This is a genomic window from Alteromonas sp. ISO5, from assembly GCF_058105165.1.
Window position 1 is genome coordinate 2,671,954 of the sequence record NZ_CM176572.1, and the last position, 20,458, is coordinate 2,692,411.

18 protein-coding genes are annotated in these 20,458 nt (G+C 49.9%); 11 read left to right on the top strand and 7 right to left on the bottom strand.

What is annotated here, in order from left to right:
* Positions 1 to 231: 231 nt before the first annotated feature.
* Positions 232 to 456 carry a hypothetical protein gene (locus tag AC2T0J_RS12000; protein WP_489806059.1) on the top strand — a complete coding sequence of 75 codons (225 nt, stop codon included), beginning with the start codon at positions 232 to 234 and terminating at the stop codon, positions 454 to 456.
* Between the two features lie 20 nt (positions 457 to 476).
* Here AC2T0J_RS12000 and AC2T0J_RS12005 read toward each other — a convergent pair whose 3' ends face one another.
* From AC2T0J_RS12005 to ubiD, 5 genes are all read right to left on the bottom strand, one after another.
* Positions 477 to 1,124 (bottom strand): hypothetical protein, encoded by a 648-nt coding sequence (locus AC2T0J_RS12005; RefSeq protein WP_489806060.1) that lies wholly within the window; start codon positions 1,122 to 1,124, stop codon positions 477 to 479.
* Positions 1,125 to 1,384: 260 nt separating this feature from the next.
* Positions 1,385 to 2,386 carry a substrate-binding periplasmic protein gene (locus AC2T0J_RS12010; protein WP_489806061.1) on the bottom strand — a complete coding sequence of 334 codons (1,002 nt, stop codon included), beginning with the start codon at positions 2,384 to 2,386 and terminating at the stop codon, positions 1,385 to 1,387.
* Between the two features lie 22 nt (positions 2,387 to 2,408).
* Entirely contained in the window at positions 2,409 to 3,779 is a 1,371-nt protein-coding gene (locus tag AC2T0J_RS12015; protein WP_489806062.1) for a M28 family metallopeptidase, read from the bottom strand.
* A 24-nt stretch (positions 3,780 to 3,803) separates the two neighbouring features.
* Positions 3,804 to 4,499: an NAD(P)H-flavin reductase gene (gene fre, locus AC2T0J_RS12020; protein ID WP_489806063.1), complete on the bottom strand. Its 696-nt coding sequence runs from the start codon at positions 4,497 to 4,499 to the stop codon at positions 3,804 to 3,806.
* A 34-nt stretch (positions 4,500 to 4,533) separates the two neighbouring features.
* Positions 4,534 to 6,021, bottom strand: coding sequence for a 4-hydroxy-3-polyprenylbenzoate decarboxylase (gene ubiD / locus AC2T0J_RS12025; RefSeq protein WP_489806064.1), 1,488 nt, complete (start codon positions 6,019 to 6,021; stop codon positions 4,534 to 4,536).
* 297 nt (positions 6,022 to 6,318) lie between these two features.
* On the opposite strand from ubiD, the gene AC2T0J_RS12030 reads away from it, so the two are divergent.
* From AC2T0J_RS12030 to AC2T0J_RS12040, 3 genes are all read left to right on the top strand, one after another.
* Complete coding sequence (locus AC2T0J_RS12030; RefSeq protein WP_489806065.1) at positions 6,319 to 6,561, top strand: TIGR02647 family protein; 243 nt, start codon at positions 6,319 to 6,321, stop codon at positions 6,559 to 6,561.
* Between the two features lie 88 nt (positions 6,562 to 6,649).
* Positions 6,650 to 7,255: a tetratricopeptide repeat protein gene (locus tag AC2T0J_RS12035; protein ID WP_489810326.1), complete on the top strand. Its 606-nt coding sequence runs from the start codon at positions 6,650 to 6,652 to the stop codon at positions 7,253 to 7,255.
* A 109-nt stretch (positions 7,256 to 7,364) separates the two neighbouring features.
* Entirely contained in the window at positions 7,365 to 8,435 is a 1,071-nt protein-coding gene (locus AC2T0J_RS12040; RefSeq protein WP_489806066.1) for a hypothetical protein, read from the top strand.
* Positions 8,436 to 8,488: 53 nt separating this feature from the next.
* Here the strand turns inward: AC2T0J_RS12040 and AC2T0J_RS12045 are convergent, their stop codons facing one another.
* Positions 8,489 to 10,168, bottom strand: coding sequence for an alkaline phosphatase D family protein (locus tag AC2T0J_RS12045; protein ID WP_489806067.1), 1,680 nt, complete (start codon positions 10,166 to 10,168; stop codon positions 8,489 to 8,491).
* 150 nt (positions 10,169 to 10,318) lie between these two features.
* Here AC2T0J_RS12045 and AC2T0J_RS12050 point away from each other — a divergent pair, with 150 nt between their 5' ends.
* From AC2T0J_RS12050 to AC2T0J_RS12080, 7 genes are all read left to right on the top strand, one after another.
* The gene (locus AC2T0J_RS12050; protein WP_489806068.1) at positions 10,319 to 10,690 is read left to right on the top strand and encodes a VOC family protein; all 372 of its coding nucleotides are present in this window, start codon (positions 10,319 to 10,321) and stop codon (positions 10,688 to 10,690) included.
* A 206-nt stretch (positions 10,691 to 10,896) separates the two neighbouring features.
* On the top strand, positions 10,897 to 13,767 hold the full coding sequence (locus tag AC2T0J_RS12055; RefSeq protein ID WP_489806069.1) for an insulinase family protein: 2,871 nt from the start codon (positions 10,897 to 10,899) through the stop codon (positions 13,765 to 13,767).
* Positions 13,768 to 13,937: 170 nt separating this feature from the next.
* On the top strand, positions 13,938 to 16,325 hold the full coding sequence (gene rnr, locus AC2T0J_RS12060; RefSeq protein ID WP_489806070.1) for a ribonuclease R: 2,388 nt from the start codon (positions 13,938 to 13,940) through the stop codon (positions 16,323 to 16,325).
* Positions 16,325 to 17,065 carry a 23S rRNA (guanosine(2251)-2'-O)-methyltransferase RlmB gene (rlmB, locus tag AC2T0J_RS12065; RefSeq protein WP_489806071.1) on the top strand — a complete coding sequence of 247 codons (741 nt, stop codon included), beginning with the start codon at positions 16,325 to 16,327 and terminating at the stop codon, positions 17,063 to 17,065. The genes rnr and rlmB overlap by 1 nt, the downstream gene beginning before the upstream one ends.
* A gap of 36 nt (positions 17,066 to 17,101) precedes the next feature.
* Positions 17,102 to 17,704 carry a gamma-glutamylcyclotransferase gene (locus AC2T0J_RS12070; RefSeq protein ID WP_489806072.1) on the top strand — a complete coding sequence of 201 codons (603 nt, stop codon included), beginning with the start codon at positions 17,102 to 17,104 and terminating at the stop codon, positions 17,702 to 17,704.
* Positions 17,701 to 18,207 carry a GNAT family N-acetyltransferase gene (locus tag AC2T0J_RS12075; RefSeq protein ID WP_489806073.1) on the top strand — a complete coding sequence of 169 codons (507 nt, stop codon included), beginning with the start codon at positions 17,701 to 17,703 and terminating at the stop codon, positions 18,205 to 18,207. The genes AC2T0J_RS12070 and AC2T0J_RS12075 overlap by 4 nt, the downstream gene beginning before the upstream one ends.
* A 118-nt stretch (positions 18,208 to 18,325) precedes the next feature.
* Positions 18,326 to 19,864 (top strand): diguanylate cyclase domain-containing protein, encoded by a 1,539-nt coding sequence (locus AC2T0J_RS12080; RefSeq protein ID WP_489806074.1) that lies wholly within the window; start codon positions 18,326 to 18,328, stop codon positions 19,862 to 19,864.
* Here AC2T0J_RS12080 and AC2T0J_RS12085 read toward each other — a convergent pair.
* A complete protein-coding gene (locus AC2T0J_RS12085; RefSeq protein ID WP_489806075.1) occupies positions 19,855 to 20,457 on the bottom strand; it encodes a peptidylprolyl isomerase in 603 nt (200 codons plus the stop codon). The two genes, AC2T0J_RS12080 and AC2T0J_RS12085, sit on opposite strands and share 10 nt — an antisense overlap.
* Position 20,458: the final 1 nt, after the last annotated feature.

Here is a 20,458-nt window from a genome sequence, read left to right on the forward strand (position 1 = left end):
TAGCCGGTCCTGACACCAAAGGGCCCTGGATAATTGAAGACAGCCGTGGCCAGTTCCGGTTGTGTATGGCGAACACGACAGCCTCTATCAACAGTGTTGAATAAATCCTGCAAAATGGCGAGTGGGTTGGGCAGTGGCATGGTTCACAGTGGTAAATTTTTCCTGTCTTCATTATTAGTCCTGATTCGACTGGAAAATTGTTAAGAGCCACGAGAATATATGGGGCTAGCGATGCGCTTACCTCTGAAGTCACTGCTGCGGGGGATGAATGCTTCGAGTCATAAGCCCGAGTTGGATTTTAATTTATCCCCTTTGTTTTCCAGCATCGATGGTGTTCAGTTTTCTCAGCTGATTGTTGCAAACAAAGTCGTGTCACTTCACGACACGCTTATGTCGAATTGCTGGCGATCGTTTATCGAAGCTGAGGGAAAGTTAGTGTGCGTAGACGCTCTGTAAACAATGTCCCACTGGTTGGTTCAGGCAGATGGCTGGATATCAGCAAACTGACTGTACGCCAGCCCTTTGGCTGCCGGGTAAAGTTTATTGTTTTGGTAGATAAAGAAGTTATGGTCAGTGATTTGTTGGCGGGTAGACAGCAGATATTCTTTAGCCATGTCACTGTCTGTACCTTCCTGATTGATTTGCACTGCATAGTCTTTGGCAGTCGTCATTTCGTTTAGCTGCGTTAACGATAGCAATTTATTCATTCTGTCACTCAGCCGGTTATCTTTATTCAGGTAATCAACAAACCTTTGCTCTGCTTTAGTGTCCCCCCCGGCAGATGCTGAACTGTACTGCCATTCACCATTTGCATAGCCAAGGTCGGGTAAAACGCTGAGATCAAATCTCTGAGCCAGATCCTCAACTTCGGACGCAACCCGCTGTTGATAAAAGTCGAGCATGTCGGCAATAGTTTGTGGTGAAGCATTGGATTCACCGTTTTGAATTTTCTCTACCAGGTCGTCGATACTGTTAAGATTCACCAAACCCGACTCGACCTCCTGTAAGGCTTCTCGTTGCGCACTACCCGGACGTTTAGATAGCGCCGCCAAATCGTTCACGCCGTTTTCATAGTTTTTAATGTAGTCGAGTAATGAGAGGTTACCGGTTACTGTTGGCGTCATGATGTAAGGTTACCAAGTGGCTGAAATCAGCACAGAGCAATGCAGGTTTAGTACCAGATAAACTATTGCGGGTCAGGACTGCGATAACAAGAACGATAGCGGAATTGCCGCTATTCAACTGCGTCAAAGGCGGCAAGCGCGATGCCATGTCTGAGTCAGTGCCGGCAAGTCATTGCCATACCGCAAGCAAGTGCCTTCAGGTTTAAGCCATCTCAGCGTTATGGCTCTGACAAAGGAATGAGGAGTTTGAGACGGACTGCTTACCAACGCTGCAGCATGCGTTTATAGACTTCTCGGTCCAACAATGTTGGTCGTGGCAGTACCGGTTGGGCATTAAGTTGTGCTTGCGCATCGGGCCAGCGACTAAATTGCTCACCATCAATCACAAACAAAGAGGCTTGTCCTGGTTTGGTTTTATCCAGTGGTAAAACACCTTTTTGCGACATCGGTGGAACGTCTGTATGATGCATCTTCGAGCTGGTTATCCAATCCGCGGTACCGTCACCATTGATATCCATGCTGGTCCAGCCAACCGCCATTGTCACGTTAAACCGGCCATCCCGCTGGATGTCGCGAATGTAAGTATCAAACTCATCCAGTAGCTGTTGGGCATTTGGATAATCCTTGTGCAAGCTGATTGTTATGGCTGATGTCACCAAAGGATAGGGTGAAACAAACAAGGGCTTTTCGCCGTCGTTGATAAGCATTCTGTTAAATTCGGCAATTATCAGCCAGTCTTCAAAAACATAGTCCGCACGTTTTTCTGACAGTTGACTGAACATGTCGAAAAGGGTCGGGTTACGTACCCAGGATACGGGTTTCACATTACGCATTGCTGGCGTATTGGCAATACGGTTGGTCGTTGCAACCCGACTATTGCGAATGTGGGAGAACTGGGTAACTTCATCGAGTGGAAACTTACGGCTGGCTACATACAGTAGGGCGGGTAGGTAGGCTTTGCTATAGAGCAGGTTGTCGCGCTGTTCCTGCAGGGCAAAATGCGCAAATTCGCCGTCGTACTTGCCGGTAAGTAAACCGCTGCCGGAAAAGGCTGGACGGTCGACCGCCAAGGTGACTTCTACGCCCAGCTTACTGAATGCCTGTGCAATCAGTTGATTGAGCCTGGCATTTTCGAACTCTTCGCTCACCAGAGTGGGTAAAGGGTTAGCAACTAACGTGATGGGGGATTGCGCCGCAGCAGGAAAAGTTAATACCATTAACCATGCTGACAGAAGGCTAATCACCACACCGTTTAATTGCATCTTTACCATACCTCTTTAAACATTACTCGCCAAACGCTCCTGCGGCACCCGGAAACACAACCGGGCTCTCAAAGCCATCTTTACTGACACTGGCCACGCCGAAGAAGTAGTTATCAATCACTACGTTCTGTAAGGTAAATTCGGTCACATCACCGACAAATCGGCTAAATTGCCACTGTGGGGCGTCGGTGTAGCGCCAGTAAATCTTATAGCCGGCTAAGTGCGGGTTTTGCGCTTTGTCCAACGCCTGCCAGCTCAGGGTGGTAGAAGGTTCTACAGCCCCTTTAATGCTGACGTCGATAGGCGGATTGGGGGCCCAGGCCATACTTGCCAGACTTACCGCATTCAGCGCAGTGAGTTTAGCGGCATAATCAAAGTTAACGCCATCAATCGTATCGCCATATTTGATACCGTTTTCTTCCCGTAAGTCCTGGTGCTGGCGAACGTAGTTTTCATTGGTTTCCATGATCCGTACACCGGGGAAGCCAAGGTCGTTGAACGGGCGATGATGTCCGCCGCGACCGAATCTGTCCAGGCGATAAACCACCATGGTATCCAGGTTAGGAATATAGCGGTCGGCGACTAAATCAATATAGCGGGCCAGGTTGCGGCTAGGCGAGTCAACCTCACCGCCGGTGAAGCGGCGAATGGTTGCTTCGCGGTCGGTTTCGGTCTGACGCGTGCCTTCGGCAAAAATGCGGGCGGTGGTGTTGTTGATAACCCCGTTAATCCCTTCAATATTGCCAATCATATCGTTATTAAGTACAGCTTTTAACCGCCAGCCAGCTTTAGCGGCTTGCTCAGCCAGAATTTTACCGCCAAATAAGCCCTGCTCTTCGCCAGACAGTGCAGCATAAACAATGCTGCCGTTAAAACGATACTGACTGAGTACGCGAGCGGCTTCCAGCGTGCCTGCTACCCCTGAGGCGTTGTCATTAGCGCCGGGGGAGTCTGAGGTGGCATTCATCACATCAGATACCCGTGAATCAATATCGCCCGACATCAACACATAGCGACCCGGATCGCTGACGCCGCGCTGTACAGCAATTACACTGACTACTTCAACCGGATCAGGGATGCGTTTCTCACCACTGATGGTGGCAGAACTGTAATACACCTCCAGGCAATTGCCACACGCGGCAGAGATGCGCTCAAACTCGGCTTTTATCCAGCGGCGTGCGGCACCAATACCCCGGGTATCCGACTCGGTATCAGAGAGCGTGTGGCGGGTACCAAAACTCACCAGCTTCTCGATATCCTGTTCTATTCGTTCGGCAGAAACATTGGCCGCAATATCATGCAACTGGGGTTGATCAACATACTCGAGCGGAGCAGCCTGCAAAGCGAAGCTGCCGCTAAAAAACAGTAACGTAAGTGGACGTATTATTTTCATTATAACCACCGTCAGTGCGTGAGATTAAATAAACGCGTAGGCGTCGCCAAACAGGTTTTCTTTTCTCAGGCCACGTTCGAAGAAATCGTCGCGGGCGACCTTGGCCATGTCGAAGCGCCCGGCGATATAAACCTGTACGCCGGATAAGTCGGCGTAATCAGCCAGCACGGCATGGTGTACCCAACCCTTGCGACCCTCCCAGTCATCGGCTGCGTTTTCGACTACCGGAATATAGGTCAGGTGCGGATGGTGTGCGGCCAGCGAAACCAGTTCTTTATGGTAATACAGATCCTCCAGGTGCTTTCCTCCCCAGTACAGGGTGATTTCACGGTTCGGATTGACCTTCAGTGATTGCATAAGAATGGAATAAGTGTAAGAAAAGCCGGTACCACCAGCGACCAGAATGATTGGCATATCACCGTCTTGCAGGGTGGCCTGGCCATGCCCGCCGGAGATGAAAATGGCTTTTTCCTGACGCATGCGGTCGAGCACTTCGCCAGCGTAACTGTTACCGGGCTCTGCCCCAATATGCAGTTCAAGACGGTTGTTGTCGTGCGCCGCATTGGCGATAGAAAAAGGACGTTTATCGTCTTCAGCCATGTGTACCAAAACGTACTGTCCCGATTGGAAGTCGAGAGAGACATCGGGGGTCAGATCAACCCGATAAACCGTCTTGGTCAGTGGTGCTATACCTTCAACCTGGCATCTAATTTGTGACATGTATACAGAATCTCTTATTGTTTGTAGGTTTACGTTATTGTCCGGAATTTGCACTGTTGATGATACCGAGTTCATCCCAGATTGCATCTACCCGGTCTTTTACCGCTTGCTCCATAACGATGGGCTCACCCCATTCCCGGTCGGTTTCGCCGGGCATTTTATTGGTGGCATCCAGCCCCATCTTGGAACCCAGCCCTGATACCGGCGAGGCGAAATCAAGATAATCTATGGGCGTGTTTTCAATCATTACTGTATCACGGGCGGGATCCATTCGGGTAGTAATCGCCCAAATCACATCCTGCCAGTCGCGAGCATTGACGTCGTCATCGCATACCACAACAAATTTGGTGTACATAAACTGACGTAAGAAAGACCAAACGCCCATCATCACCCGTTTGGCGTGGCCGGGATACTGTTTCTTCATGGTCACTACCGCCATGCGATAGGAACAGCCTTCCGGCGGCAGATAAAAATCCACAATTTCAGGAAACTGCTTTTGTAGGATTGGCACAAACACTTCATTGAGCGCTACCCCGAGGACTGCGGGCTCATCTGGCGGCCGACCGGTGTAGGTAGAATGATAAATCGGATCCTTACGGTGAGTGATATGAGTGACCGTAAAGACCGGGAACTCATCTACTTCGTTGTAATAGCCGGTGTGATCGCCATACGGACCTTCTGGCGCGGTTTCGTCCTGGGCAATATAGCCTTCCAGCACAAACTCAGCACTGGCTGGTACCTGTAAATCATTGCTTACCGACTTCACAACTTCGGTTTTATCGCCGCGCAACAGTCCGGCAAACGCATACTCAGAAAGCGTATCCGGTACCGGCGTCACCGCGCCAAGAATAGTGGCCGGATCGGCACCCAAAGCTACTGATACCGGATAAGGCTCGCCGGGGTGAGTCTGGCACCATTCGCGAAAATCCAGTGCACCGCCGCGGTGGGACAGCCAACGCATTATAAGTTTGTTTTTACCCAGTAACTGCTGACGGTAAATCCCCAGGTTCTGGCGTTTTTTGTGCGGGCCTTTGGTAACTGTGAGCCCCCATGTGATAAGCGGAGCGGCGTCACCAGGCCAGCAATGCTGAACCGGCAAGCGGGTGAGATCAACCTCATCACCACTTAACACTACCTCCTGACAGGGGGCTTTGCGGACTTCCTTGGCCGGCATATTCAGTACCTGCTTAAATACCGGGAGTTTTTCCCAGAGATCTTTGAGTCCTTTGGGCGGTTCAGGTTCTTTTAAATAGGCTAGTAGTTTACCGACTTCACGCAGAGCGGTTACCGAGTTTTGTCCCATGCCCAGCGCAACACGCTCGGGCGTACCAAACAGGTTCATTAATACCGGAATATCAAAGTCAACCGGGTTTTCAAATAACAGCGCAGGGCCGCCGGCACGCAGGGTACGGTCGGCTATTTCGGTCATTTCCAGTTTGGTACTGATTGGTTTGGTGATGCGCACTAAATCGCCGTTTTTTTCTAACTGACTGATAAAGTCGCGTAAATCTTTATACTTCATAGTTTGTGGCTATCCCAGCTGCGTGCTTTGGGTTTTTATGATACCCATCAAAACAGGATTATTTTCAGGAGTATACCATTAAAGACCCTGAGCCGATCACTCATGGACGTGGATTCAGCGTTTTCTGCCCGAGGCTGTTATTAGCTGGTTGCGTTTTTGCCAATAAGGGTATTATATAAACATTGAGTGAATGGTTTTAAAAACCGGTTGGTGAGCGCTGAATATCGTCATGACTTGTTGGCTATACAAGCGCATACTGGCTATACAAGTAAAAGAGAATAATTGCCTGGAGTCCTTATGGCTTTTTCACACGACGTCATCGAAGAGCTAAACCTGTTATTGAAGTTTCCTGCCGAAAGTCTGATGCAGGGATTAAAAATTCACCACGATGCCACTCAGTCCATTGTTGAAGCCGCAGCACGGCTGTATTCCAAAGGGTTGATAACCCAGGTAGACGGGGGCTATCTTACCGAGCTTGGTATTGACGTAGTAGAACATACGCGGCGGATTAACAGCGCCATGAACATTAAATTTAATTAGGTTTTTGTGCCGCCGGCCGATAAAACGCCTAGAGGCGACGAGTTAGCTGGAAGAATGTGATATGCAGAACATAGGTGGTTTATTACTGATGCTCTCAGTCCTATGGCTGGGAGTCGGTAGCGCAGTGAAGGCGCAGGAGATTAAAGCGGTACAGCTTTATACTCAGGACGAGTTGATCAATATGATTAATCGTAATGAGCATCTCGACCGGGTGGTGATGGATCGTTGCCAGTTAAATCAGGATATTGAAGCCAGAGCAGAAGTACTCAAAGTGCCTGCCTATCAGTTTTTGTGGGGCGATATGCTGGCCTGGGGTGTTTGTGTCGAAGCCGATCCGGAAAGAGGCGTCGATTTTATGCGTCAGGCCGCCGATCAGGGCCTGCCGGCGGCACTTGAGCAGCTTGGCCGCTATTACAGCAAAGGCACGCTGGTGCAACAAGACCGCAAACGGGCAGTGATATATCTGCGCGAAGCCTCAGCATTGGGTAATCTGAAAGCCCAGATGCAACTGGCCGAACTGTTTATCGACGGCTATGGTTCACCGTATGACTATCAGGACGCCTACCAGTGGTTGTACAACGCGGTAACGGCAGATAAACAAACTCACCAAACTATCGCGACCTACCTCAAAGAACTCGAAAAGCTCATGCATCCCCGGGCGGTCAGGGCAGCACGAACGCCTCTCGATTCTTAACTCCACTGCTCGTTCAGGTCCTATAAGAAACGACCGCAGGCCTGTTGGATTTCTGTATACTTGAGCAAAATCATAGGATTAACTCATATTTGCGGCAAGGAACAGGGCAGTGCAGGTAAACCAACAGGAAATCAACGTCGTTGACGCAAAACTCAACGGGCAAAACGGATTAAAAGCAGCGCTGGCGGTGGCGTTCTGGTCGGTACCCATACTAGTGCTATGGTACTGGCTTTATCTGTATGACGACCGCTTTGCACCGATCATGCTGGCACTCAGCGGCGCGGCAATTGGCATTGTTGTGCGGTTCTACGGACGTGGTTATCAGCCTTCTTTCGCGGTAATGGCATTTTTGGCTCACCTTACTGTGGTCGTGGCGGCTTTTATGTTTGGCCTGAGCCTCGGTGAAGGGCAATCGGTACGGGCTTTTATTTTAGTCGGTCTGTACGGTATTGGCGCCTGGTCGGCGGCGTACTTGGGCAGGCTAACTATTCCCTTTGAGCTGCACCGGGCATTTTACGTCCTCACTGAAGAAGCACCGCATACCAGCAGCAGGCGCCTGAAGAACCGTTGGTTTTTAATAATGCCGTTGGCGGTAGCCGGTTGCTGCCTGACTCTGACGGCCTCTTTATTCGGATTAACCGGCTTCGAGATATTTCGGGCATCGCAATCTCATCACGAAAGCCGTATGGCCAAGCGCGAAGCGTTTGAAGCACGGGCTATCGACGTCAGATCTGCAAACCTTGATACCTTGTCCACAGAGGAAGCGATGCGCCACGCATTTGCTTTCTTCACCGGACGTTTACCCAATAATAAAGGTAATCGCTACACCAATTATCCGAAGTTTGACTATAAAGCAAAACGCATATTGTCCTACCTCACTGAAGAGCGCGGTAATGTCAGAGCAAAGTTTATTCTGGGTAAGCTTACCTACAACGAAAACGGTTTAGCATTGATCCAGCAAGCCGCCGATGAAGGTGATATCTACGCGAAGATTCATGTGGCGACAGAGTTTGGTTGCTATGGCGAGCCTGAGAAAGCCACACAACTACTTAATATGCTAGCGAAAACTACCGATGAAAAAAGTGCGCTGGATGAAATTTATTCGGTGTTAAGTGTGAGTTATGAACAAATCTGCGCTGAATACCGTGTTCCTGATTTTGCCCGGATGTATATTCCTTAATCCCGGCAAAAGTCATCAACAAAGGGCCTGCACAGACCCCTTGCTGAAGATGCTTAATTGACAAAGTGTTCGGTATGGCGAGTAAACACGGTAAAATCTTCGTTGCTGATGTTACTGACATAGTGCCACTGGGTGGTTACCATGGAGAGGTTAAATGACATGGTCATGTAGCCTCGCTCATGAAGATTACAGTAACTGAGATCATCTATTAGCAGGGGCAAAGCGTCGGCCAGTCGTTTGGCTTGGTCTGTTTTAAGGCCAAGGTAATCTTCCATGCCTGGTGAGGAAACACTCGGCGTTGCATATTCCATGGCCACGGTTTCGCCGCGGTTATCAGTAAGCTTACTGACCCAGCCGTTATGCGTATCTCCGGCAATGACCAGTAAGGACTTTTGCGCATCCGAGAATAACCCGAGTACTTTGTCACGCTCTGCGGCATAACCATCCCAGGCGTCCAGATTGTAGGGGAGTTTGGTGGTTAAACGAGCTTGTTCTTGGGCACTCAGGATGGCACCCGCTTGTTGTTTTTTGAGCAGGCCGAGTAATTCTTCGATAGCACCTGCAACGGCTTCGCGCTGGCTGGTTAATACCTCAGCCGGATAATGCATTTTACCCATCAGGACCTGCTGGCCCAGCACCTGCCAGCGGGCACTACTTTGTTTAACTTCATTGGCTAGCCAGTTAAACTGGGCATCGCCCAATAAGGTGCGGTCCGGGTTATTGAGTGCCTGCATAAATGCCTTGCTGTCAAGCTGGCCATCGGCCTGTTTATAATCGGCCATATTAAGTTGCTTTTCCCGGCCAATTACACGTGTATCTAGCATGTACAGGTTAACCAGGTTGCCAAATTCAAAGCTGCGGTAGATCTGCGGATTATCATCGCCCATGGGGGGGCGAATCGGTAACCATTCGTAATAGGCTTGAATAGCCGCGGTGCGCCGGACAAAAAAATCTCCCTCGTCGGCAGAATGGTTCTGAGCGCCCAACATATAGGTGTCATTGGCAATTTCGTGGTCATCCCAGATGGCAATAAAAGGCTTACGTTGATGCAGCAATTGCAGGCCGTTGTCCTGCCGGTAGGTTGCATAGCGCAGCCGGTAATCCTTAAGCGTGAGCAGCTCACCTTCATTACCCGGCAAAAAGTCGCGGCCTATGGATTCTGCGTTGGCCGTGGCATAACCGCCTTTCGGGTATTCATATATATAATCGCCCAGGTGCAGTACTGCATCAACTTCACTGTCCTCGGCGGCCGCTTTGTAGGCGTTGAAATAACCGGCCGGATAATTGGCGCAGGAAAAAATAGCAAATTTCAGCTTATCAATTACGCCCGTAGACAGGGTACTGGTGGTGCCCGTGACGGAGCGGTTTTCGCTGGTAAAAAAGCGGTAATAGAACGACCCGCCTGCGGGTAAATTCTGCACATCAATTTTGACGGTGAAATCGTTGTTGCGAGTGGTTTTTGCTACGCCGTCGCGCAGCGGTGAGTTGAAGTCTGGCGACGTCGCAATTTGCCAGCGCACATAACCACTGTCTTCGTTGTCGGCGGGCACGGCTCGGGTCCACAGGATCACGGCATTGGTGGTTGGATCGCCACTGGCTATGCCATGGGTAAATTCAACCGCCGGAAAATACGCTTCGTTTTTGGGTGCCGAAGCACAACTGGTTAACTGGGTCGACAGGGTAAGACTACCGCTGAGTAAAGAAGAAAGTTTAATGAATCGTCGTCTGTCCATGGCACTTAAGAACTGTAAGAAAATGAATGCTCACTGTAGCGTAACTGGCGCAGCTTGCCTACCTTCTGCCGTCCGACACAACGCTTTGCAATTTAGCCGGAGCTGGATAATAGTTAGGATTACCTTTTGGCTACACAGTGAGGGTAGCACATGGAACTCGGCGCATTTTCGGTAAGTTTATCGGTAAAAAATATCCATACTTCAAAGGCATTTTACGAGAAACTTGGCTTCAGCGAGTCTGGCGGTGACATTAACCAGAACTGGCTGATTATGAAAAATGGCAAGAATGTCATTGGCCTTTTTCAGGGCATGTTTGAAGGCAATGTACTGACTTTCAATCCAGGGTGGGATCAGGGGTGTGACCCACTCGAGTCATTTACGTCGGTGCAGGAAGTCGAGTCAGTTCTGACCGATGCCGGTGTAATTCTGACCAAGAAAACCCAATCAGGCTCTTCGGGGCCTGACAGCATCGCCATGATTGATCCCGACGGCAACGCTATCTTAATCGATCAGCATGTCTGACTTGCGGTAAACAAAACTGCATATCGGGTCAGTAGCATCGCTGACATATTTGTTTACAATCCTGTCTAACCGGTGACTGGCGCCTTGCGGCGCTTTTCTTTATGGTGTGATGTGTGAAAATTCGTTCCGACAGCTGTATTGTTTAAAGCCGGGTCGGTCTGGAAGTTTCAACTCACTATATTAACGCTACATAAGGTAACATTTTAATGAAAAAGCTTTTGATTGCAGGTGTGGTCTGTGCTGCACTGCTTGGCGGATGTGCCACAGAAAAAGCTCAGGCGCCGGCCAGTCCGGTTGCTACGCCAGAGAGCGTAATGGTATCGCCTAACGACGACAGACAGTACGATACTTTTACTTTGCCCAACCAACTAGAAGTGATGCTGGTTTCTGACCCGGCAGCCGAAAAATCGGCCGCATCACTGAGTGTAAGTGTAGGCTTGTTGCACGACCCAATGTCTCAACAGGGTATGGCGCACTATCTTGAGCATATGCTGTTTTTAGGTACAGAACGTTACCCGGATACCAAAGGGTATACCGAGTTTATGACCGCCAACGGTGGTCAGCACAATGCCTATACCTGGTTGGATATCACCAACTACATGTTTAAAATCAATAACGATGCCTACGGCGAAGCCCTCGATCGTTTTTCTGATTTCTTCAAAGCGCCCAAGCTTTACCCTGAGTACACCGACAAAGAAAAAAATGCGGTCAATGCGGAATGGTCTATGCGCCGTGAGATGGATTACTTTGGTCAGTTTAAACTGGCACGTAGTCTGATGGGCGACCACCCGGCTAACCGCTTCCTAATTGGTAACCTGGAATCCCTCGGTGATAAGGAAGGCAGCAAACTGCATACCGAAACGGTGAATTTCTACGAGCGTTATTACTCGGCCAACATTATGAAACTGGCGATGATCAGCAACCGTCCGCTGGACGAAATGAAAGCGCTGGCGGAAGAATACTTTGGCAATATTGAAAACAAGAATATCGACAATCCTACGGTTGACGATAAGCTCGACTTTTCCAAAGTTGGCGGCAAGCGAATTCATTACGTACCCAATGAAGATGTGAAAAAGCTCAACATTGATTTCACCATCAGTGATAACAGCGACGAATTTGCCACCAAGCCTAACCAGTTCCTCACTTACCTGATTGGTTCTGAGATGCCTGGTACGCCGGCTTATCAGTTAAAAGCGATGGGGCTGATTTCGAATTTGTCAGCCTCAGCGTCACCGAATATGTATGGTAATTATGGCTCGTTCAGCATTAACATCGACCTGACTGATGCCGGTATGCAAAATCGCGAAGCCATCGTGGCAGTGGTTATGCAATATATCAATCTGATCCGCGAACAAGGCGTTGATGCCAAATACTTCAGTGAAATTCAGACCAGCCTGAACAATCGTTTCCGCTTCCTGCAAAAAACCGATGAGTTTGGCTATGTGTCGAATCTGGCGGCGGCCATGCAGGAAGTACCGGCTAAGTTTGCGGTATCCTCACCGTTTTATTACGAAAGCTTTGATGCTGAAGCTATTGAAGATGTCCTGGCGCAGTTAACACCCGAACGCGTTCGTATCTGGTATATCAGTAAAAATGAGCCATCAGACAGCCAGCTTCACTTCTACGATGGTAAATATCAGGTTGACACCATTAGCGAAGATGAAATTGCCACCTGGCAACAACCCGCCCAAATCGCGCTGAATTTACCGGCGGTAAATACATTGCTACCGGAAGAATTTGCCCTGAAGCCGCAGACGCCACAGGAAAAACCTGAGCTGGTGATTGATGAAAACGGCGTTAAAGTGTGGTCGTTCCCTAGCCAGGCGTTTACCGAGCAACCGCGTGGTGAAATGACCGTATATATCAATTCAGGTGTGCCGGAGACTGACGTCAAAGCAACGGTAATGACAGCCCTGTGGCAAGACCTTTACAGCCTGCAACAAAGCGCGTTGATGACCGAGGCAAGCATTGCCGGGATGTCTTTACGCTTCAATGACGGTAATGGTATCAGTCTGGCCATTGGTGGCTTTACCGATAAACAGCCTGAGTTACTGACCAAAGCCCTCAATGCACTGGTGGTGGATGTTAACGAGCAGAACTTTGCTCAGGCAGTCGATCGCTACGTGCGCGGTTTGCAGAATGCCGGCAAGAAATTCCCTTTCTATCAGGCGTTTGATGCTTATAACAATCTGATCCGTGAAGGTAATTTCAATACTGAATCACTCATCAGCGCGGCTGAATCGTTAACGGTGGCCGATATGCAGGCATTTATGCAGGCATTGTTAAGTGAAAACCAACTGCGTATTTTTGCCTTTGGTAACTATGACAAGGCCGATCTGGATAACGCGGTAGCTTTGGTTAAAGACACTCTGCCGGACAATCGCACCAGCGTAAATTACGACATGCGTGAGTTCTGGCAACCGCAGGCTGAGCAGACCCTGGTTTGGCAGCAGGACCTGACCGTTGCCGATGTGGCACTGATTGATGTGATGGTGCACCCAGAACCAGGTTTTGATACCCGGGCCGCCGGCACAGTATTACGTGGTCACTTCAGAACCGTCGCCTTTGACAAACTGCGTACCGAAGAGCAACTGGCTTATGCCGTGGGTGGCATGGCAACCAGCATTGGTGACTACACCGGTTTTGCCATGTTTATTCAAACCCCGGTTAAAGATGTGGCGGCCATGCAGGCGCGTTTTGATGCATTTAAAACACAATACAAAGATGCATTGGATGCCCTAACGGAAGCAGAATTTGCCAAGTTAAAAACCAGTGCACTGGTGGCGCTGAAAGAGGCGCCTAAGAACATGCGTGACGAAGTGGTACCGTTTATTTCAGACTGGTACCGGGAGAAATACGACTTCGACAGCGAGCAAAAGCTGATTGCCGCGGTTGAGAAAGTGACCCTGGAAGACGTTAAAGCGTTTTATCAGCAAACTATGCTTAACGATAAAGCCGCGCGAATATCTGTGCAACTGCGTGGCACCAGCTTTGTGGAACAACCTTTTGCGAATATCGAAGGGGCCACGAAAGTTGACGATCTGGCGGGTTTCCACGAGTCGATGAAAAAACAATAAGCGAAAAACGCTTTACTGAAACGCAATCCAAAACGGTGGCTCAGGCCACCGTTTTTTTATGCTGTGGTCCGTTATATACTGGCACCACTACAATTCTTATACGCAATTGAGTATTTAATGAGCCAGATTAGTATTATACTGGCAGCAATACATCAAACCACAGAGTTTATATGACAGATGATCCGCACTACGAGCGGGAAAAAGCCAAGTACGACAATCCGGTAGCCAGCCGAGAATTTTTGCTGGAAACCCTTAAAGAGCATGGCAAGCCCATGGCCTTTATGGACATTTGCCAAAGTGTAAATGCCCAGGACGAAGACAGCCGGATTGGTATTCAACGACGCCTGCGCGCCATGGAGCGTGAGGGGCAAATTCAATTTACCAAACAAAAGCGATATGCCGTTCTGCAACAGGAACAGCTTATCCGCGGGCGCGTTATAGGCCACCGGGACGGTTACGGTTTCCTGCGCCCGGACGACAATTCCGGTGATTTGTTTATCAGCGCCGGACAGATGCAAATGTTTATGCATGATGACAGGGTGGAGGCTCGCGAAAGCGGTACTGACCGCCGTGGTCGTCGCGAGGCCTACATTAATCAGGTGATAGAACCACGAAAAGAACCCATTGTTGGCCGCTATTTTACAGAGCAGGGCATGGGGATGGTTATTCCTGATGACAGCCGCATTAATTTTGAAATCATTATCCCTCCAGAACATGCACATGGCGCCAGGCAAGGCAATGTAGTGGTGGTGGAAATCACCCAGCGACCACGCCGTCGGGTAAGCCCGGTTGGCCGCATTATTGAAGTGCTCGGTGAACACATGGCGCCGGGGATGGAAATTGAAATGGCCCTGCGCACCTTTGATATTCCGCATCAGTGGCCCAAAGGGGTTAGCCGCCAGATTGACGGGTTAACCGACAGTGTCAGGGAAGAAGATAAAACCGGTAGAGTCGATTTGCGTCAGTTACCGCTTGTCACCATCGACGGTGAAGACGCGCGTGACTTCGACGATGCGGTGTTTTGTGAACCGCTGGAAAACGGCGGCTGGCAGCTGTGGGTGGCCATTGCTGATGTCAGTCAGTATGTAACGCCCGGCAGTGCGTTGGATGCTGAAGCATTAGAACGGGGGAACTCGGTATATTTCCCTGAACAGGTTATCCCTATGTTGCCGGAAGTGTTGTCTAACGGGTTATGTTCATTGAACCCGGAAGTCGACCGTCTCTGCATGGTTTGTGAAATGACCATCAGCCCGGCCGGTAAGCTGGATAAATACCAGTTTTACGAAGCGGTGATGAATTCCCATGCCCGCTTTACCTACAGTAAAGTGTGGCAAATATTAAGTGGCAATAAAGAGCTTCATCAACGTTACGAAGCGTTTGTGCCGCATTTGCGTCACTTACACGATCTTTACCGTGCACTGAAAAAAGCCCGTGCGCAACGTGGCGCTATCGAATTTGAGACCCAGGAAAGTAAGTTTGTTTTCAATGCCCAGCGGAAAATAGAAAACATCGTACCCATTGAGCGTAACGATGCGCACAAACTTATTGAAGAGTGCATGATCATGGCCAACGTCAGTGCGGCCCTATATATTGAAAACAATCATGCACACTCACTGTTTCGGGTGCATGATAAACCCGATGCGGACAGACTGACGGCGTTTACCTCTTACCTGGGAGAAGTGGGTATCCCGCATAGTATTGTTGAGGGCGCGTCGCCGGCCGATTTTACCGCGGTGGTCAGCAAAACCCGTGGTCGTCCTGATCAGGAACTGATCCAGACCATGTTGTTGCGCTCCATGAAACAGGCTATTTACGACGGTGACAATATCGGCCACTTTGGCCTGGCACTGGACGCTTACGCCCATTTTACCTCGCCGATACGCCGTTATCCGGATCTGGTGGTACACCGCACTATTAAGTCGATCCTTAAAAAGCATGGTCAGACCGTTCATGGTGCCAAGTCATACAGCGAAGAGGAAGTTGCGCAATTAGGCGAGCAATGCTCAATGACCGAGCGCCGCGCCGATGATGCTACCCGGGACGTTAGCGACTGGCTCAAATGCGAGTTTATGCAGGACCACGTGGGCGAAACCTTTGAAGGCGTAGTGAGCTCGGTGACCGGTTTCGGTATTTTCGTGCGCATCACCGAGTATCATATAGACGGTCTGGTGCATATTACCTCCCTCGACGATGACTACTATCGCTACGATGAAGTGAAGCAAACACTCAGTGGCGAGAGCGGAGCCCGTCAGTACCGCTTAGGCGATCAACTGGAAGTCAAAGTAGCGGCTGTGAATCTGGATGAACGCAAGATAGATTTGGTGCTCGATAGCAAATGGCTACGCTCCCATGGCGGTAAAAAAGCTAAGGTGGCCAGCAAGCGCAGTGGTGATGAAAAATCGACTGGCCGCCAGCGTCGTAGTGCTAAAGACAGCGATAAAAGCGGTGCGAAAAACTCAGGTAAATCACGACGTAAGCCAGCGGCAAAGTCTGGCAGTACAGCTAGTAAGCGCGGTAGCTCCAAGAAGGGGCGGCCGGCAAAAGGTAAGAAAGATTAATGGCACAGCAAGAATGGTTATACGGCCTGCACGCCATGCAGGCAGTAATTGAAAACGAACCCGAACGATTGATTGAAATCTGGGTGTTGAAAGGGCGTGATGATGAGCGTCTCGTGAACATTGTAAATCAGGCCCGTCGGTTCGGTGTGGCGGTGCAGTTTTGCCATCGCAAAGTGCTCGACGATAAAGTGAAAGGAGAGCAACACCAGGGCATAGTGGCCCGTGCAAAACCAGCCAAAACCCTGGACGAGAGTGATTTGGACCGCTTGCTTGACTCAACCCCTGCGCCTTTATTGCTGGTGCTGGATGGGGTGACCGATCCGCATAATATCGGGGCGTGCCTGCGGACCGCAGACGCGGCCGGGGCCCATGCGCTAATTGTGCCTAAAGACAAGTCCGGAGGATTAACCGGCACGGCCAGAAAAGTGGCTTGTGGTGCGGCCGAAGTGGTGCCTTTTATTCAGGTCACCAACCTGTCGCGAACCTTAAAGCAGTTGCAGGATAAGGGCGTTTGGGTGATAGGGACGGCCGGCGAAGCCGAGCAACTGATTTATGATTGCAAACTAAGCGGACCTATGGCGTTGGTCATGGGCGCCGAAGGCAAGGGCATGCGCCGCTTAACCAGAGAAACCTGCGACGAACTGGTAAAGCTGCCCATGGCTGGCAGCGTATCCAGTTTAAATGTGTCGGTTGCCACCGGGATCTGTTTATACGAGATTGTCCGTCAGCGCGGGTTATAACAGCCCGTGCAATCTATAGAGCAACTAGAACGTTGGATGACGGCGATATCTGAGCCACATATTGTGCTGGGCTACGGCAGTTTGATGAATGGTGACTCGCGTAGTCGACATTCCGGTATTCCCCATGATGGCGTTGAAGTTGAGGTCTATGGTTTCGAGCGAGGCTGGATAACCCGCTCAGAACCCGAATTGCAGACCTACGTAGGGGCTTATCAGAAAATCAACGGTTGGCTGAATGCCCAACTGGTCCCCACGCTTCTGGATCCGGGGCTGCAAAAGCGTGAACAGGACTACCGTTTTACGCCTGTTAGCATCGGACAACTCAGTTTTGAATTACCAGACGAGCTGACCGGGCGCTTGCTGGAGTGGTTAAAGCAGCGTGATATCTGGATTTGTGAATCGCTGAAAATTGAGCCCTCCAGCCCCAACTATCCGGTGTATCAAAGTTACATTGATACCTGCCTCGCCGGTTGTCTGGAGTTAGGGGGGGAAGCTGCAGCCAGACGATTTATGGCATCGACCACAGGTTGGCAGCATCACCGGATGAACGACCGTGTTGCGCCCAGGTATCCACGGGCCGCGCAGGTAAACCCAGACTACTTTGCGGTGATTGACCAACTGCTGGGAGAGCAAGAGTGAGCTTCGAGTCAGAGCGCCTCAGGCTACGTCGCCTGTGCCGTGACGATGTTGACTTTATTCTGGCCGTGACCAACGATGAACAATGGCTGGCGTATATCGGTGATCGTGGGATTCATGATAACGGTCAGGCAAGTCAGTATATCAGTGTTACCAGTGACAGTTTTGCAGCCAAAGGGTATGGCTTATGGCTGGTTGAAGCGAAAGCTGCAGAGGGGGATCCGCGGATTGGTTTGTGTGGTTTTATTCGTCGTTCTTTTCTGAATTGTCCTGACCTTGGCTATGCCTTTTTACCCCGAGGACGCGGAAAAGGTTATGCGTCCGAAGCGGTAAATCTGGTACTAAGTTGGGCTGCCTTCCATACCAATGAACGTCAGGTCAGTGCTATCTGCCGGCCAGACAATTTCGCCTCCCTGGCGGTTTTGGAACGCACCGGCTTTAAGCGCATCGGCAAATTGTTTCAACCCCAGCAACTCCCTCACGATTTCTTCCTGCATCGCTTGTAACGAGGTAAAACACACTCTGCCGGGCATGGACAATTTGCCTTTGACTTAAGTTGCATATGCTATACTTTAGTAGATATTACTCTATGTAGAGTTTATTCAGACAGGGAGCAGGGACGTCTTGGGCTCAATCGCATCTATCAAAAGCCAACTTACCCTCATCAGCCAGCGCTACGGCAGAACGCTGACGCTTATGGCGGTTGTGTTGTTTTTGACGTTTGATTTCGTGGCGCTATCGCTTAATGTCTGGCTGTCCTACCGAATTGAAGCCGCTGCCATCAACATAAATCTTTCAGGCCGGCAGCGTATGCTGAGTCAGCGTCTGGTGAAAGACTTGCTGATGATGGAAAACGCCTACACTAACGAAGAAGCCTACAGTGCCTCTCTGAACGAGCTCAGAGAAACGTTTAAGCGGTTTGATCTCACGCTTGACAGCTTTCATCGCGGGGGACGAACATTTTCAGCTGACCATAATGTGATTGAAGTGGCACCTTTAACCAGTGAAGCGACAATGCAAATAGTACAACAGGCATTATTGGAATGGTCACCTCTCAGGCAAAAAGTCCGGCAGCTAATTGGTCGCGAGTACGACCAGTTGCTTCTGCAGCAAGCCATTGATGTGGCGCAGCGCAAGAACCTGACACTACTTGATTTAATGAATAAACTGACCGTTGAACTTGAGCACGAGACCCAGGCAGAAGCCATGTCTATTCGTTTTTATCAGGGCCTGGCTTTTTTTCTGGCCATTATTAACTTTACCCTGGCCATCCTGATGTACCGATTACGAGTACGTAAAGCGAATCATTCCGTAGATTTGGTTGATAACATTATGAACCAGGTGGCTACTGGTATTTTGGTGGCCGACGAAAACGGCAAAATTATCCGGGCGAATAAGCTCATTGAAGACATGAGCGGTTACGCTATGACCGAATTACTGGGGCGTAAAGTCGAGACGTTATTGTACGAGTATGAAGGCGAAATGTACGGTGTACGTAAAATAGGTGAGCAGTATCATTGTCAGGTGGAAGTCAGCGAAGTCAAGATTGGCAGCCGTCCGGCAACGGTCTACACCATCATTGATGACAGTCAGCAAAAAGCGCAACAGCAGGAACTCACGCTGCTGGCTTATCACGATCAGCTAACAGACTTACCTAACCGTCATTTGTTTAATGACCGCTTATCGGTAGAAGTTAAACATGCGTTGCGTCGCAACGAAAAAATCGCCCTGTTGTTTATCGATCTGAATGGTTTTAAAGGGGTTAACGACCGCTATGGCCACAAGTTTGGCGACTTATTACTCGGGCGTGTTGCAGTCAGAATGAAGCAAACCGTGCGGGATTCAGATACCGTTGCCCGTCTAGGTGGCGATGAGTTTACGTTGTTGCTCACCGATATCCAGTCTTACCAGATGTGTCAGTCGCTGGTAGAAAAAATCATTGAGGCGATTTGCAAACCTTACCTTGTTCAGGATGTGCTGGTTGAAATTGGCGCCAGTATCGGTGTGGCCTGTTTCCCGGACGACGCTACCAATGAACAGGAACTGCTGAGTCTGGCAGATAAGGCTATGTACCGTTCCAAGGCCACTGGCGAAAGTTGCATTACCTTCGCCAGCGACTGGTTATCGCATACACCAGAGAAACAGCAGGTCGATCAGAACTGAGGTGGAAGTAGCACCGCTTTATTAATGATGATTGGCTCCACCGGCGCATCGGCAAAGCCTATGGTTGCTTTGTATTCGGTTTCTACCTCACCCATAGCATCGACTACCTCATAGCCCTCCACCACCGCTCCGAATACGGTGTAACCCCAGGTCCGGCCGGGGTCGAGATTGTCGTTCTCATCTAAATTGAAGAAAAACTGGCGGGTTGCGGTATGTGGATCGTTCTGACGGGCCATCGCCACTGAGTACATGGTATTTTTCAGGCCGTTACCGGATTCGTTAAAGATCGCCGGGTAGGAGGATTTCTCTTCATAGTCAACAGTGTAACCGCCACCCTGGACAATATAGCCGGGAATAATGCGCTGAAAAATAGTGCCTTCATAGCTGCGCTTATCTACATAACGCAAAAAGTTGTTCACTGTGATTGGGGCGCGGCGACGGTCGAGTTCTATAACAATGTCACCCATAGTGGTTTCCAGTTTGACTCTTGGGTAATAATTATCGGGCTGGATTTGAGAACCGTCTTCAGCCTCTTTTGCGGCCTGAGCCGTCATGGTGAAAATCAACAGTGAGAATAGCAAAGCTCTGAGCATG

Excerpts from the sequence above, each read along its gene's own strand:
- AC2T0J_RS12000 (WP_489806059.1), top strand. The coding sequence starts at position 232 with ATGCGCTTACCTCTGAAGTCACTGCTGCGGGGGATGAATGCTTCGAGT.
- AC2T0J_RS12005 (WP_489806060.1), bottom strand. The coding sequence starts at position 1,124 with ATGACGCCAACAGTAACCGGTAACCTCTCATTACTCGACTACATTAAA.
- AC2T0J_RS12010 (WP_489806061.1), bottom strand. The coding sequence starts at position 2,386 with ATGCAATTAAACGGTGTGGTGATTAGCCTTCTGTCAGCATGGTTAATG.
- AC2T0J_RS12015 (WP_489806062.1), bottom strand. The coding sequence starts at position 3,779 with ATGAAAATAATACGTCCACTTACGTTACTGTTTTTTAGCGGCAGCTTC.
- fre (WP_489806063.1), bottom strand. The coding sequence starts at position 4,499 with ATGTCACAAATTAGATGCCAGGTTGAAGGTATAGCACCACTGACCAAG.
- ubiD (WP_489806064.1), bottom strand. The coding sequence starts at position 6,021 with ATGAAGTATAAAGATTTACGCGACTTTATCAGTCAGTTAGAAAAAAAC.
- AC2T0J_RS12030 (WP_489806065.1), top strand. The coding sequence starts at position 6,319 with ATGGCTTTTTCACACGACGTCATCGAAGAGCTAAACCTGTTATTGAAG.
- AC2T0J_RS12035 (WP_489810326.1), top strand. The coding sequence starts at position 6,650 with ATGCTCTCAGTCCTATGGCTGGGAGTCGGTAGCGCAGTGAAGGCGCAG.
- AC2T0J_RS12045 (WP_489806067.1), bottom strand. The coding sequence starts at position 10,168 with ATGGACAGACGACGATTCATTAAACTTTCTTCTTTACTCAGCGGTAGT.
- AC2T0J_RS12050 (WP_489806068.1), top strand. The coding sequence starts at position 10,319 with ATGGAACTCGGCGCATTTTCGGTAAGTTTATCGGTAAAAAATATCCAT.
- AC2T0J_RS12055 (WP_489806069.1), top strand. The coding sequence starts at position 10,897 with ATGAAAAAGCTTTTGATTGCAGGTGTGGTCTGTGCTGCACTGCTTGGC.
- rnr (WP_489806070.1), top strand. The coding sequence starts at position 13,938 with ATGACAGATGATCCGCACTACGAGCGGGAAAAAGCCAAGTACGACAAT.
- rlmB (WP_489806071.1), top strand. The coding sequence starts at position 16,325 with ATGGCACAGCAAGAATGGTTATACGGCCTGCACGCCATGCAGGCAGTA.
- AC2T0J_RS12070 (WP_489806072.1), top strand. The coding sequence starts at position 17,102 with ATGACGGCGATATCTGAGCCACATATTGTGCTGGGCTACGGCAGTTTG.
- AC2T0J_RS12085 (WP_489806075.1), bottom strand. The coding sequence starts at position 20,457 with ATGCTCAGAGCTTTGCTATTCTCACTGTTGATTTTCACCATGACGGCT.